The following is a 12,687-nucleotide window of genomic DNA, read 5'->3' on the forward strand; positions in this document are numbered from 1 at the left end:
CATGTCAGGCGGAACATGCCCCTTGTTTTTTCGTCAGCCGCGGAACTGGCCCAAGCATCTGATTTCATTGTATAATCCGCGTCTTTCCACCGGCAAGTGATTGGCAATCGGGTCAAGAAGCAGGCGGACCGACGAAGTGCTGATTGGCTACCCAACTATCAGAGGCAAACATGAAAGAAGGCATTCACCCGAATTATCGTGAAGTCGTGTTCCACGACCTGTCCAACGACTTCAAATTCATTACCCGTTCGACCATCCAGACCAAGGAAACCATCAATTTCGAAGGCAAGGAATACCCCCTCGTCAAGATTGAAGTTTCTGCCGAATCGCACCCGTTCTATACTGGCAAACACAAGATCGTCGACACCGCTGGCCGCGTCGAGAAGTTCCGCCAGAAGTTCGGCAACCGTGGTTCCAAGACTCAGGCCGCAGGCTGATCCTGCCGCGTTCCTTGCAAAAGGCAGCTACGGCTGCCTTTTTTTTATCCGGCAACTGCGTCCATACCGGATTTTATTGCACAATATCGCCGGTCCGCACAATAAGAAGCCCGCTCTCCCGTCTCCATGAAGCCTGTCCGTCTCCCCGCTTCCGCCACGCTTGCACTTCCGCGCTGGGCCCTGTTTGGCCTGTGCCTGTTGTATATCATCCCAGGCTTGCTGGGGCGCGATCCCTGGAAAACCGATGATGCCACCTCGTTCGGGATCATGTGGACCATGGCGCATGGCGGACTGGACGACTGGCTCTGGCCGAATATCGTCGGTCTGCCGATGGCGGAGAAAGGGCCACTGACGCTCTGGATCGGCGCCATCTGCATCAAGCTCTTCGGCTGGCTGATCAGCGATGCACTGGCCGCGCGCGTGGCCACGGTCGGATTCTTCCTGCTAGGTTCGCTGGCAGTCTGGTACACAACCTATCTGCTTGGCCGGCGGCCTGAAGCCCAGCCGCTCAAGCTTGCGTTCGGCGGGCAGCCCGGACCGAAAGACTACGGCCGCACCCTGGCTGACGGCGCCCTGCTCATTTATCTCGGCTCCCTGGGCTTGTTGCTGCATAGCCATAGCACCAGCACCGAAGCTTTGCTGGTATCCCTGGTGGCGCTTCCCCTGTACGGTGCGGCGCGCCTGTTCGAATCGCATTCGCTGCGGGCTGCAGCCGTGCTTGGCATTGTGTTGGGCTTGTTGACCCTGACCCATGGCTGGGTAGTGCCGCTGGCTCTGTGGCTGAGCCTGATCGTCCTGGCTTCGTTCCGGGAGCGGGCGCTGATTACGCGCCTGCTCCTCGTCACCCTGCCGCTAGCCCTGATTCCCGCGCTGGCCTGGGTAATGGTCAATCACTTCGTGCGTCCGTACAACAGCTCGCCCTACCCGGCCTGGATGCTGTGGAATTACAGCGAGCTTGGCTTTCCTACATGGCAATCACTGGTTTATCTGGTCAAAAACGGCATCTGGTTTGCCTGGCCGGCGTGGCCATTTGCGGGGTGGGCGGTTTATGCCTGGCGCCGCCAGCACCAGGCGCCCCATATCACCCTGCCGCTGACATTTTTCATCGCCTGCGTGGTGCTCGCGATCCTGAATCCCGATCCTTCGGAGAGTAACCTGCTGCCGCTATTGCCGCCCCTGGCAGTACTCGCCGCATTTGGCCTGCCGACCATGAAGCGCGGGGCAATCAATGCGGTGGACTGGTTCTCGGTGATGACGCTGACAACCTGCGCAGCATTCATATGGCTTGGCTGGATTGCCAAGCAGACCGGATGGCCGGCATGGCTTGCCAAAAATGCATTCAAGCTCGCGCCCGGATTCAAACCCGAGTTCAATCTCGTCGCCTTCCTCGTCGCAGCCTGCGCGAGCATCGGTTGGATCGTGCTGGTGCACTGGCGGATTGCTCGCCGCCCTTCGGTCCTGTGGCGCGCAGTCGTCCTGTCGTCGGGCGGCATCATCCTGTGCTGGCTGCTGCTCATGAGCTTGTGGCTGCCCTGGATCAATTACGGCAAGAGCTATGCCGGCGTGGCGCAGCAGCTGGCCAGCAAGCTGCCCTCTTCCGGATATTGCGTCGACGCGAGAATCGGTGCAGCGCAGCGGGCATCGTTCGCCTATTTCGGCAAGATTCCGTTCTCCGGCTTCGGCGGCGAGCGTTGCGATTATCTTCTGCTGCAAGATCATAACAGGCAGCCTGGCGAAAAATTCATCAAGCACAGCAACAGCCAGTGGCAGCTCCTCTGGGAAGGCCGGCGCCCGTCCGACCGGGATGAACGCTACCGGCTCTACCACCGCATCGATTAGAGATCGCAAGAGTGCAACAGCAATCCACGCGTCACGCCTTTCGTATCGCAGCTCTGGCCTGGCCCATTCTTGTCGGTCAGCTGGCAGTGATCGCGAATGGCGTGATCGACACGGCGATGACTTCGCGCTTCTCGGCCACGGACCTGGCTGCACTGGCGGTGGGCGCTTCCATCTATGTCAGCGTCTTCGTCGGCCTGAACGGCGTGTTGCAGGCACTGTCGCCCGTCATCGGGCAATTGTTCGGAGCGCGGCGCTACACAGACATTGCCATGGAGGTAAAGCAGGGCACCTGGCTTGCCCTGTTCCTGTCGGTCGCGGGCTGTGTGTTCCTCCTGTTTCCCCAGCCGCTCCTGTCCCTCGCGCAGGCATCACCGGAACTCACCGAAAAGGCCACCCTGTACCTGCGCATTCTCGCCCTGGCCCTGCCTGCCACTCTCGGCTTCCGGGTCTATGCGTCGCTCAATACGGCAATTGCACGGCCAAAGATGGTGATGGCGATCCAGATCGTTTCCCTCGTGCTGAAGTTGCCGCTCAATGCCCTGTTCATCTTCGGAGGCCTTGGCATTCCGGCATTCGGTGGTCCCGGATGTGCGATGGCAACCGCCATCATTGCATGGCTCGACCTTCTGATCGGCTTGCTCATCCTGCGCTACGGCCCTTCCTACCGGCCATTCCAGTTGTTCGGTACCGGCTTTGTTGCCCCGGCATGGAAGGCGCAACGTGAACTGCTCAAGCTCGGCATCCCGATGGGTTTGAGCTATCTGATCGAGGTCACTGCATTCACTTTTATGGCGCTGTTTATCGCAAGACTGGGCGACACCGTGGTGGCGGGGCACCAGATCACGGCGAATTTCGGCACTGTGCTTTACATGCTGCCGCTGTCGATTGCCAGTGCAACCGGCACCCTGGTCGCGCAGGCAATTGGTGCCCGGCAGATGGAGAATGCGCGCCGCATCGGACGCGCCGGCATCCTCCTGGCCGCGATATCGTCGGTTACCATCGGCTGTATTGTGTGGCTGACGCGCGGACTGATCGTACGCGCCTATACGCCAGATGAAAGCATCATCGGGGCAGCGCTGCCGCTTTTCGTATTCATTGCTTTCTACCAGCTGTTCGATTCTGTCCAGGTCACCGCCGCATTCATATTGCGCGCTTACAAAATCGCCGTCGTCCCCACGCTGATCTATGCATTCGCCTTGTGGGGCATCGGCTTGGGCGGCGGCTATGTCCTCGGCCTCGATCCCTTCGGCGTGGCGCCTGCCGCATTGCGCGGTGCCGCCGGCTTCTGGTTCGGCAACAGCGCAAGCCTCGGCATCGTCGCTGCCGGGCTGCTTTGGTACTTGCGCCGGGTACAGCAGCGCACAAGCCGTCAGAACTGATTCCGCCACACCACTCGCGTATCCAGCAAGGTTTCCCTGCTTAGGCTGGATCAATCAGGGTAGCCAGCAAATACCGAAAGCCTATTTGTACCGGCCCGGCAGCATGCCTATATTGATTGACACACTATATTTTTGTGGGATCGATCGATGAAAATTGTTATTGCTGCAACCATGTTTGCACTCCTCGCCGGCTGTGCCGGCATGAGCAACAGCTCGGGACATAGCCAGAGCGATTCCGCTGCTCAGCAGGACCGTATATTTCAGTCCTACAAAAACTGACAGGCCCAGACCTTGTGGCCTATGCGGGTTTAAGTCTGGCTTAAGTTTCTTTGGCCATAATGTTTTTCGAGGTGAACGTCAGTCATCTCCTCCCCGCCCCCTTCCGGGGAGCAAGCCCGCAGCTGCAAAGCATGCGGGCTTGTTGTTTTTGGGCGTCGATCGTACTGCATGAACAGGACTGAAAGCGCGAAGGAGACGTAATGGAAGACGTCAAGAAAGACGGAATGCGCTTCTTTATCGAGGACGGTCAACTGATCGCGCAAGCGCTGCACGGCGACCAACCGTTAGCGATTGCCAGCGATGTCCTGCGCATCCTCGATGTCACGCATACGGCGGCATCAGACAATTTCTACACTGTCCGGTTTGAGCGGCTCAACGGTGAAATAGCCGTAGAAGACGTGTTGGCGACAGCGATCTGAGACTTGCGCCATCCTTCCAAGCATGAGCATTGCTCTCTCACGCCCGATTGCGCGTCTGCCGTTCCAGACCAAATAAAAAGCCCGCGTGCCTTTCGGCAGCGGGCTAAATTCATCCCCTTGGATGCGTCATGAGTGCTCATAGTTACATATCTGCCATGAATTTGGGATGCCATATTCATGGGATACTGCACAGAGCTTGATTCTCAGCAAATTTCAATACCTTACGAGCCAGCGGACGCGCGCCTTATAGCCGTGCGCGACTCTTCGGTCAGGTCAGCTTGCGGTCCTGCTCGCGCAAATCTTCGCCCCCGGATCGTCCTCGCAGCGCTGGTCAATTACCGCCTTAACGACAAGGGAAAGCACAATGCCGAGGATTAGCAAGAACACCATGACGGTTACGATCGTGAAGCCTTTTGACCACTTCATCAAATCCCTCCCCCTTCAGTATTCCTCAAGACCGCAGTGACTCAGGCATGAGACGGTCATTTCCTGCGCCTCTTTCCCGTCGCCCCGAAGCCTAGAAGAACGGCTCCAGCAACGGATAACAAGCCCGCATAAATCAAATAATTTTGCCGCTTCGCCAGCAGGTCGGGATCCGCGATGGATACTGCAGGCGTGCTGATGCCGAAACCAAGGTTCTTGCTGGGCAGTTCCAGGCCGGTTTTCATGGTGAAGGCGTATATGCCCAGCCCGAGTCCGAGCGCCAGTATGATCGTGCCTATCAATTTCATTTTTTCTCCCTTGCGCCATGCAGGCGTGTCTCGATAGTGACCCGGCATTCTACATGGCGTCGAGATCAATCTTCCCAGAAAACCTCTGATCGTATGCGGGTTCCGAACTGGTTGATGCTGGTGAGCTGCAGGCTGCGGGTCGTGTAACCGGCAAAGCCGAGGAAAGGGCCGATGAGATCGTGATGCGTCGACGGAACGACGCTTGAATTTTTGCTGGATGACGTTGTACCGTCGCTTAATGAAAGAGACGCCTCATAAACCGGCGACGCATCCAGCGGATAGGACCAGTCAATCGGAAAGCTTGGGCCGCCCGCAAACGGCGATGGACCTTTCAGAAGATTCTCCGTCGCTGAGGAGATTACCGGAAACGGCACCTGGTCTAATTCCGCAACTGTGGGCGGGCGACTTCTCAGGCGTTCGTAGTAGGTGACAGAGGGCGAACCATCGGCTTTAGTAAGTTCGATTTTATAGACAGCAAACGGGGAAATGCTCTCTATGCCGCTATCCGACAGCAGCGGCTCACCAATATCGTCAGTCGGTGACACCGGATAGTTTTCCGAATTGAGGTATTTCCCGCTCAGAATGAAGCCGGACGTGCAAGCGCCGGATACAGTGGACAGAAAGGCGCAGTCGGATGTATTGAAAAGATCGACTCCTCCATCCGGCAAGCCCGGGCCAGTGACTTTCGCGAATAGGATCTCGACATTCTCATTAAATTTGGTATCGACATGCACCGTCAGTCCAGTCGCAAGACTACTGTAGCCTTTTTCCCCTGCAACTGATTGATTGAGCGCCTTCCGGCTGCGCGCATCTGCACTCACGAAAATCTTCAGCGGGCGCTGGTTGCCGGTCAAAATCCATTCGTCGCCTGCCGTTCTTTCCGCAACGGTGATCAGCCCCCGGATCTGGCCGTTGGTCTGGCGCGCGACCAACTGCACCAGCAGCTTGTCCTTCGTGTACATCCGCTGCACGGTGGGAAGCATGAACGCTGCCCCGTCCATGTTTGCATCTCCCAGCATTCCGTCGAACTCGTCCGCAGCTTTCTTACCATCATTGAGGTAGGTGCCTGATATGAAGCTGCCGCATGCAGGGAAACTAGTTCGTGGAGCTGAAGCTTGTGCAAAACACGCATTCAGATCTTCCTGCAACTCAGTCAGCACTGTCCGGTCAATATATGCCGTTGAACGCGGCAGCGTTTTTTCGGACGACACCAGATTGCCCTTCCAGAATACGACAGGAGCCGAAGGCTGCGAAGGCTCATCAATACCTGTCCCCGTATCGTCTCCCGCAACCTGCGCCACACTTGCCAAAATTACCTTCCCGCCGGGCTGCACGTCCACTGATATGTTGTCGAGCAGCCTGTCCATCCCCTTTCCATTGGCAGCAAACGCGGTATTGATCAGATTTGATGTGACGGGTACATCGAGATCGGTCATTATCCCGGCCAGCGTAGAACGGATGGCACTTTCGCTGGCATTGATCGCTTCTGGCGTCAGGTTCGCCCTTTCAACGGCGACATTGGCAAACAAATCAATAGGCCTGCCGCTGCTTGCAAGCATGGCGGCGATGGCATGAGTCAGGGGGGTAATGTTGACCGTCGTGGTCTCCACTCTGGGATGAACACTGATGAAGCTTGCGACGCTTGCGCCGACATTGCCATCAACCTTGAAAACCAGTGGCGCGCGAAGGCCGGACACGTTCAACACATAGTTGCCGTAAACGTCGGTTGTCGTCGCCTTAGTTGTGGCATTCGCATCGATGACCGTGACAACGGCATTGACGATTGGCGCTCCAGTCGCCGCGGTGCCAAAGACTATTGCGGTCTGCACATCTCCTGATCCTCCGCCGCCTGCCGACCCACCGCCACCACCTCCGCCTCCTCCGCATGCTGCAAGCAATCCTGCAAGGATGACCGGACCAAGGTACTTCGATACGCGGCTGAACAGAATCTGCGCTGAACTCATCAACGTGTCTCCCTGTTTGTGACCCCGCACGGGCTTCTGCATGAAGCTCTATTCAGCAGTGCGGTTTCCAAGAATGGTTAGCGGACTAAGCCTACAGCAGGCAATATATCACGTTGACAGTTCTTCAACTTTCTGCAGGCAAGCAGCCTGAGGACAAATAAGCGAACAGACAGATAGGTGGGGGCTTCAGACCTTCATCGGCAGAATCACCATCTGAAGGCTTTCGAAATGCAGGCGCCGCTGAATGGCCAGCGCCGCCTGGTTGTGCAGCAGGCGGATGAACCAGTTGTCCTGCTCGAAAATCAGCTTGCTGGTGAAGAAAATCGAATTCGGATATTCCTTGCTGATTTCCTCGCAAAGGCGGGTGACCTCATCCACCACGTCGGTGCCGAAACCGAGATAGGCCGATGACGCCATGCCGTGGCTGTGGCAGAAGTCGACAAAGAATTTCAGGGTTGCGTTGGCTTCCGCGCGCATCTGCTCGACTGCGCCTTCGCCGCCATAGGCATGGGCGTCGACCGTGCGGGCATTGACGAAGATGAAGTTCTTGAAATGTCCCGGGAACATGCGCTGCACCCATAGCAAGGCATGGAGACCGCCGCCGCGCGAACTGCCGACGATGAATACGGCAGTCTGGTCCTGCGGATTGGGCAGGACGGGGCCGACGTGCGGGCCGAAAGGCTGGTTGGCGAAAACCTGGTCGACCAGGTGGATCGCATTCTTCGTTTCACGATAATGGTTGCGGATGTAGATGCACAGGCCGGCAATGACACCAATGATCAGCACTGCCGCCCAGCCGCCGTCGGCAAATTTTTCCACCAGGAGGATGGCCAGGATGCCGGCACAAATCACGAAACCCAGCAGCGACAACAAGAAGCGCCGCAGCCAGTAGTTTTGCCCGTTGCGGTGCTGCCACCAGTAAAGACACAGGCCGAACAGGGAGATGGCGAAGGTGAGGAAGACGGAGATCGAATAAAAGACAACCAGCAGGGTGACGCTGCCGCCGGTCCAGAACAGGATGGCCAGCGCTGCCACGCCCAGGACCAGGATGCCGTTCTGCGTAACCAGGCGAGTCGACAGGTAGCGGAATTTATGCGGCACCCAAGAATCGGCCGCCATGTTCGACAACACTGCAGGTCCGCCAAGGAAGCCGGTATTGGCCGCCACGAACAACAGCCCTGCCTCGAAAACCAGCACCACCGTCAACATCGCTTTGTTCAGCCATGGGCTGCCGAGCCCCATGCTTTCGATGATTGCTCCGAATGTGGATGCGTTAAGAGTCTGCCCTTCCACCGGCTTCGCCTCCCACAGCAGGTACAGCAGGATGATGCCACTGGCGGTGAACGCGAGGGACAGGGCCATGTACAGCATGGTCATTTTCCCGGTATGGACCCGCGGTTCCTTCAGAATATTGACGTTGTTCGACACCGCCTCCAGGCCGGTATAGGTACCGCCACCTTGCGAATACGCCAGCAACAGCATGCCGGAGACCCCAATCCAGCCGATGTTGCTCGCCAGCTGACCGGTTTCATCCAGGGTATTCGGGATCAGTTGCGGCAGGTAAGCGGCATGCGCAAAGATTCCATACACGATCAGCACAAAATGGGTGGCGACGAAGCCGAGGAAAATCGGCAAAAGCACCTGTATCGCTTCCTTCAGGCCACGCAAGTTGAGGATGATCAGCACACCGATGAAGAAGGCTTCGGCCCACAACTTGTAGTGATGAAATCCGAGCGGCAGCAGCGAAGCCAGGGCTTCGACGCCGGCCGCAATTGAAATCGCAATCGTGAGGACATAATCCAGGATCAGCGCGCAGCCCGCTACCAGACCGAGATAAGGTCCGACCAGCTTGCTCGCCACGCGGTATCCGCCTCCGCCCGTCGGGAACAGTTCGATGACCTGGTTATATGCGAGCGCAATGATGAAGACGGTGACGGCCGTGGCGATCGCCATGTACAGGCCGAGGTGGGTATGCTCCCCGAGCGCGCGAAAGGTTTCTTCCGGACCATAAGCGGATGATGACAAGCCGTCCGCGCCCAATCCCACCCACGCCAGGAACGCGACCAGCGCCAGGGAATGGCGCGTCTCGGACTTCATCGGATCCAGCGCTTTCCCTAGGACGATTTCGCGAATTTTTCCGGATTTCATTGTTGCGTTTTTATGCGGCTCGTTTTTGCGAAGTTAGCGATGATACGCTTCCCCTTAATTGAAAGCCAATGCGAACCGGTCCGCCTTTGTTGCCTGGATGGCGCAAATCGGCCATAATAGCGGCTGTGTCGCCGAGATGGCGGAATAGGTAGACGCACGGGACTCAAAATCCCGCGGTGGTGACACCGTGCCGGTTCGATTCCGGCTCTCGGCACCAATCTTGAACACGCACCCTGCAAGGTGCGTTTTTCATTTGCGGCGCATTTTTCTCCCGCATGTCCGATTGCTTATAATGCAAGCGCCCGTGCCATCCGTGCGATAGAGCGTGTTTGAGTGCAATCAGAGCGGATGTTCGGTTCCTCAGAAATAGTCCGAGCCATGCCCGCTTCACTTGATAATCTCCTCGTCGTTGGCATTTCATCCCGCGCCCTGTTCGACCTCGAGGCGGAAGAACAGATATTCCGGACACAGGGCCTGGAAGCCTACCGCCAGCACCAGCTCGACAATGAAAACGAGATCCTGAAGCTGGGTGCCGGGTTTGCCTTGGTGCGCGCCCTGCTCAAGCTGAATGCCCTGACGCCCAATCAGCGCTTCGTCGAAGTCGTCATCATGTCTCGCAATTCGTCTGAGACATCGATGCGCATATTTAATTCCATTCAACATTACGGCCTCGATATCACCCGCGCCGTCCTGTCGGGTGGTGCCCCGCTTGCTCCATACCTGCAGGCATTTAATGTCAGCCTGTTCCTGTCGCTCCATGAAGACGACGTGCAGGCGGCAATCAATTCCGGCGTGGCCTCCGCTCTGCTCTATCAGAAGCCGGGAAATGCATTCGAAGAGCTCGAACAGATCAGGATCGCCTTCGATGGAGACGCAGTAATCTTTTCCGATGAGTCGGAGCGGATTTTCCAGACGCAGGGCATCGAAGCCTTCGAAAACCACGAACGCGAGAATGCGCTCAAGCCGCTGCCGGAAGGCCCGTTTGCGCGGTTGCTCAAGGCTTTGTCCTTTATCCAGAAGAATTTCAGGAATACGGATGGCCGCGCCGCCCCTATCCGTACCGCCCTGGTGACTGCACGTTCCTCCCCGGCACACGAGCGGGTCATCCGGACCCTGCGCGCCTGGGATGTCGCGATCGACGAAACCTTCTTCATGGGCGGCCTGGCGAAATCGGACGTGCTTGCCGCCTTCAAGCCCCACATTTTCTTCGACGACCATCCGGGGCACTGCGACCGGGCGGCACCGCTGGTGCAAACCGGGCGTGTGCCGCTGATTCACAGGCCTGAAGCCTGATCATCCGGCAAGGCAGAGCTCGCGAAGCCTTTATCGCCTCCGCTCAACTTGGCGAAAAAGCGGCAAAAGTCAGCCGCTGTTGGAATTCGCCTATACATTTCTTGTGGAAAATCAAAATTAGCCTGTATAAGTATGGCCTTACATCAATAAAATGCTTCCACAAGGTAAAATTGCATCTTCTCAATAACCAAACTTTCTTTCGAAAAATCCGAATATGAAAGTTGCGTCCTCCTTGCAGTCCATGAATCGCACCTTCATAGGTAGCGTGCTGTTCATCGACATCGTCGGCTATTCACTTCGGACGGTGCCGGATCAGCTCGCAATGAAGGAGCTGTTCAATGAACTGCTCGGCGAGGCCATCCAGAATGTCGCCCCCAGCGACCGCATCATGGTCGATACCGGCGATGGCGCCGCGATCGCTTTCATCGGCGATCCGGAAGATGCCCTGTTCGCCGCTCTGTCCCTTAGAGATGCGATTGCTAGCGGCCGCGCAAGCCACTTGGGCGAACCGGGTTTCGTCCGCATGGGCATCAACCTGGGCCCGTTGAAAGCGGTGCGCGACATCAATGGGCACACCAACATGATCGGCGACGGCGTCAACGACGCCCAGCGCGTGATGAGTTTTGCCGAGCCCGGCCAGGTCATGGTGTCTCATTCCTACTACGACATCATTTCGCGCTTTTCGCACGACTACACGAAGCTGTTCGTGTATGAAGGCACGCGCCACGACAAGCATGTGCGCGAGCACGAGGTATATCGTTTCGGCCCGCTGGAAGATACAGAGGACCTGGCGGAAAAATTGCGGGACAGGTCGCGCGCGCGCCACACCGATATACCTGCCGAACCTTTGCGCGCAAAAGCCCGGCGTCTCATTTCTCCGCAGACCAACGCCGCTGCGGAAATACGCAAGAACAAGGGCTTTCGGATCGGATTGATCAGCCTGCTGGTCGGCGCAGCCACGATGGTCGGCGCAGTTTGGTCATGGACCAGCAAGCCGGAAAAGAAAGCTGCCGCCGTAGCGCCAGAGATCGCTGCACCGGCAGTTTCCCAGCCCACGGCCTCCGCCGCGGACGTCAAGACGGCAAGCACCGCCAGTGCATCCGCCGTTACAACGAAACCGGCAGAGACGGCGGAAAAGGCGGGCAGCGACGAAGCCACTGCAGTCAAGCCGGGCAAGGTGAAGCTTTCCATTCAGCCTTGGGGCGAGATTTATGTCGACGGCAGCAAGCGCGGCATCAGCCCGCCCTTGAAATCCCTGACACTTCCGCCGGGCGAGCACAAGATTGAAGTCCGCAATGGACAATTCGTCCCCTACAGGCAGACCATCGAAGTGAAAAGCGGCGGCGAAGCGACCGTGAAATATGCATTCTGACGCAGAGCATCCTCCATGCAAGATCGCACCAAGAATTCCCTGATCATTCTGGCCGCATTCTCGCTGGCAGCCTGTTCGTTCCTTCCAAGCCAGCCGGGAAATGGCCAGCCCGCCCTATCCGCCACCGAAGTCCAGACGCATTATCAGCAAGGCCTGTCCAACTATCGCGCAAGCCGCTTTGATGCCGCCCTCGCCGACCTCAATGCAGCCGTTGCGAGCGGCCGCCTGAAGTCGTCGGAGGAAATCAATGCGCGCAAGCACATGGCTTTCATTCATTGCGTCAGTAACCGTGAGCTGCAGTGCCGCGAACAGTTCCAGGCCATCCTGAAAAGCGAGCCGAAGTTCGACCTTGCCGCGAATGAAGCGGAGCATCCGATGTGGGGGCCAGTCTGGCGGTCGGTGAAAGGATCGGCGGAAGAGCGGCGCGCTGTCAGTCAAGCGAGCGGCTTCCTGGCCAGCTCGGCACAGAACAAGCTGGCCGACGGCATCAAGGCATACGACGACGGCCGTTTCCAGGAAGCGCTCGATACCCTGCAATCCGCGCTCAAGCTCGGCCTGAAGGCGCCAGCCGACGAAATCCGCGCACGCAAATATTCGGCCTTCATCTACTGTCTTGATCAAAAAACCAGGCTGTGCCGCGGCGAATTCCGCAAGATATTCACCCTCGACCCAAGCTTTGAAATGCTGCCTTCCGAGGTTGGGCATCCCGCATGGACTCCTGCTTATCGCAGAGAAAAAGCGGCTGCCGCAAAACGTGCTGCGAAAAAAGCCGGCAAGGCTGGCTGACGCCCCACCTCGGCAGCAGTCCTAGTCCACTGTCATTCCC

At 57.7% G+C, this 12,687-nt stretch carries 10 protein-coding genes and 1 tRNA gene; 8 read left to right on the plus strand and 3 right to left on the minus strand.

All coding sequences use genetic code 11. The features are described 5' to 3' along the window. Nucleotides 1-170: 170 nt before the first annotated feature. From HGHM_RS11545 to HGHM_RS11560, 4 genes are all read left to right on the plus strand, one after another. Nucleotides 171-437 carry a type B 50S ribosomal protein L31 gene (locus HGHM_RS11545; protein ID WP_019141687.1) on the plus strand — a complete coding sequence of 89 codons (267 nt, stop codon included), beginning with the start codon at nucleotides 171-173 and terminating at the stop codon, nucleotides 435-437. 126 nt (nucleotides 438-563) lie between these two features. Continuing rightward, on the plus strand, nucleotides 564-2,276 hold the full coding sequence (locus tag HGHM_RS11550; RefSeq protein WP_019141688.1) for an ArnT family glycosyltransferase: 1,713 nt from the start codon (nucleotides 564-566) through the stop codon (nucleotides 2,274-2,276). Between the two features lie 11 nt (nucleotides 2,277-2,287). After that, nucleotides 2,288-3,655, plus strand: coding sequence for an MATE family efflux transporter (locus HGHM_RS11555; RefSeq protein WP_019141689.1), 1,368 nt, complete (start codon nucleotides 2,288-2,290; stop codon nucleotides 3,653-3,655). Nucleotides 3,656-4,134: 479 nt separating this feature from the next. Beyond that, nucleotides 4,135-4,353 (plus strand): hypothetical protein, encoded by a 219-nt coding sequence (locus HGHM_RS11560; protein WP_019141690.1) that lies wholly within the window; start codon nucleotides 4,135-4,137, stop codon nucleotides 4,351-4,353. Between the two features lie 482 nt (nucleotides 4,354-4,835). On the opposite strand, the gene HGHM_RS11570 is transcribed toward HGHM_RS11560, so the two are convergent. From HGHM_RS11570 to HGHM_RS11580, 3 genes are all read right to left on the minus strand, one after another. Then, on the minus strand, nucleotides 4,836-5,084 hold the full coding sequence (locus HGHM_RS11570) for a hypothetical protein (protein ID WP_019141692.1): 249 nt from the start codon (nucleotides 5,082-5,084) through the stop codon (nucleotides 4,836-4,838). 65 nt (nucleotides 5,085-5,149) lie between these two features. After that, nucleotides 5,150-7,048: a hypothetical protein gene (locus tag HGHM_RS11575; protein WP_148415489.1), complete on the minus strand. Its 1,899-nt coding sequence runs from the start codon at nucleotides 7,046-7,048 to the stop codon at nucleotides 5,150-5,152. Between the two features lie 186 nt (nucleotides 7,049-7,234). Beyond that, nucleotides 7,235-9,196: an APC family permease gene (locus HGHM_RS11580; RefSeq protein WP_019141694.1), complete on the minus strand. Its 1,962-nt coding sequence runs from the start codon at nucleotides 9,194-9,196 to the stop codon at nucleotides 7,235-7,237. Between the two features lie 130 nt (nucleotides 9,197-9,326). On the opposite strand from HGHM_RS11580, the gene HGHM_RS11585 reads away from it, so the two are divergent. From HGHM_RS11585 to HGHM_RS21210, 4 genes are all read left to right on the plus strand, one after another. Continuing rightward, nucleotides 9,327-9,413 (plus strand) — tRNA-Leu (locus tag HGHM_RS11585). Nucleotides 9,414-9,574: 161 nt separating this feature from the next. Further along, entirely contained in the window at nucleotides 9,575-10,489 is a 915-nt protein-coding gene (locus HGHM_RS11590; protein ID WP_019141695.1) for a 5'-nucleotidase, read from the plus strand. 241 nt (nucleotides 10,490-10,730) lie between these two features. Continuing rightward, nucleotides 10,731-11,861: a PEGA domain-containing protein gene (locus HGHM_RS22310; RefSeq protein ID WP_026075943.1), complete on the plus strand. Its 1,131-nt coding sequence runs from the start codon at nucleotides 10,731-10,733 to the stop codon at nucleotides 11,859-11,861. A gap of 15 nt (nucleotides 11,862-11,876) precedes the next feature. Continuing rightward, entirely contained in the window at nucleotides 11,877-12,647 is a 771-nt protein-coding gene (locus HGHM_RS21210; protein ID WP_019141696.1) for a TssQ family T6SS-associated lipoprotein, read from the plus strand. Nucleotides 12,648-12,687: the final 40 nt, after the last annotated feature.

This window comes from Noviherbaspirillum massiliense JC206 (assembly GCF_000312045.1).
GTDB lineage: Bacteria > Pseudomonadota > Gammaproteobacteria > Burkholderiales > Burkholderiaceae_D > Noviherbaspirillum > Noviherbaspirillum massiliense.

What these genes read in the sequence shown, in the direction of transcription:
- HGHM_RS11545 (WP_019141687.1), top strand. Translation starts at nt 171, where the DNA reads ATGAAAGAAGGCATTCACCCGAATTATCGTGAAGTCGTGTTCCACGAC.
- HGHM_RS11550 (WP_019141688.1), top strand. Translation starts at nt 564, where the DNA reads ATGAAGCCTGTCCGTCTCCCCGCTTCCGCCACGCTTGCACTTCCGCGC.
- HGHM_RS11560 (WP_019141690.1), top strand. Translation starts at nt 4,135, where the DNA reads ATGGAAGACGTCAAGAAAGACGGAATGCGCTTCTTTATCGAGGACGGT.
- HGHM_RS11570 (WP_019141692.1), bottom strand. Translation starts at nt 5,084, where the DNA reads ATGAAATTGATAGGCACGATCATACTGGCGCTCGGACTCGGGCTGGGC.
- HGHM_RS11575 (WP_148415489.1), bottom strand. Translation starts at nt 7,048, where the DNA reads ATGAGTTCAGCGCAGATTCTGTTCAGCCGCGTATCGAAGTACCTTGGT.
- HGHM_RS11580 (WP_019141694.1), bottom strand. Translation starts at nt 9,196, where the DNA reads ATGAAATCCGGAAAAATTCGCGAAATCGTCCTAGGGAAAGCGCTGGAT.
- HGHM_RS11590 (WP_019141695.1), top strand. Translation starts at nt 9,575, where the DNA reads ATGCCCGCTTCACTTGATAATCTCCTCGTCGTTGGCATTTCATCCCGC.
- HGHM_RS22310 (WP_026075943.1), top strand. Translation starts at nt 10,731, where the DNA reads ATGAATCGCACCTTCATAGGTAGCGTGCTGTTCATCGACATCGTCGGC.
- HGHM_RS21210 (WP_019141696.1), top strand. Translation starts at nt 11,877, where the DNA reads ATGCAAGATCGCACCAAGAATTCCCTGATCATTCTGGCCGCATTCTCG.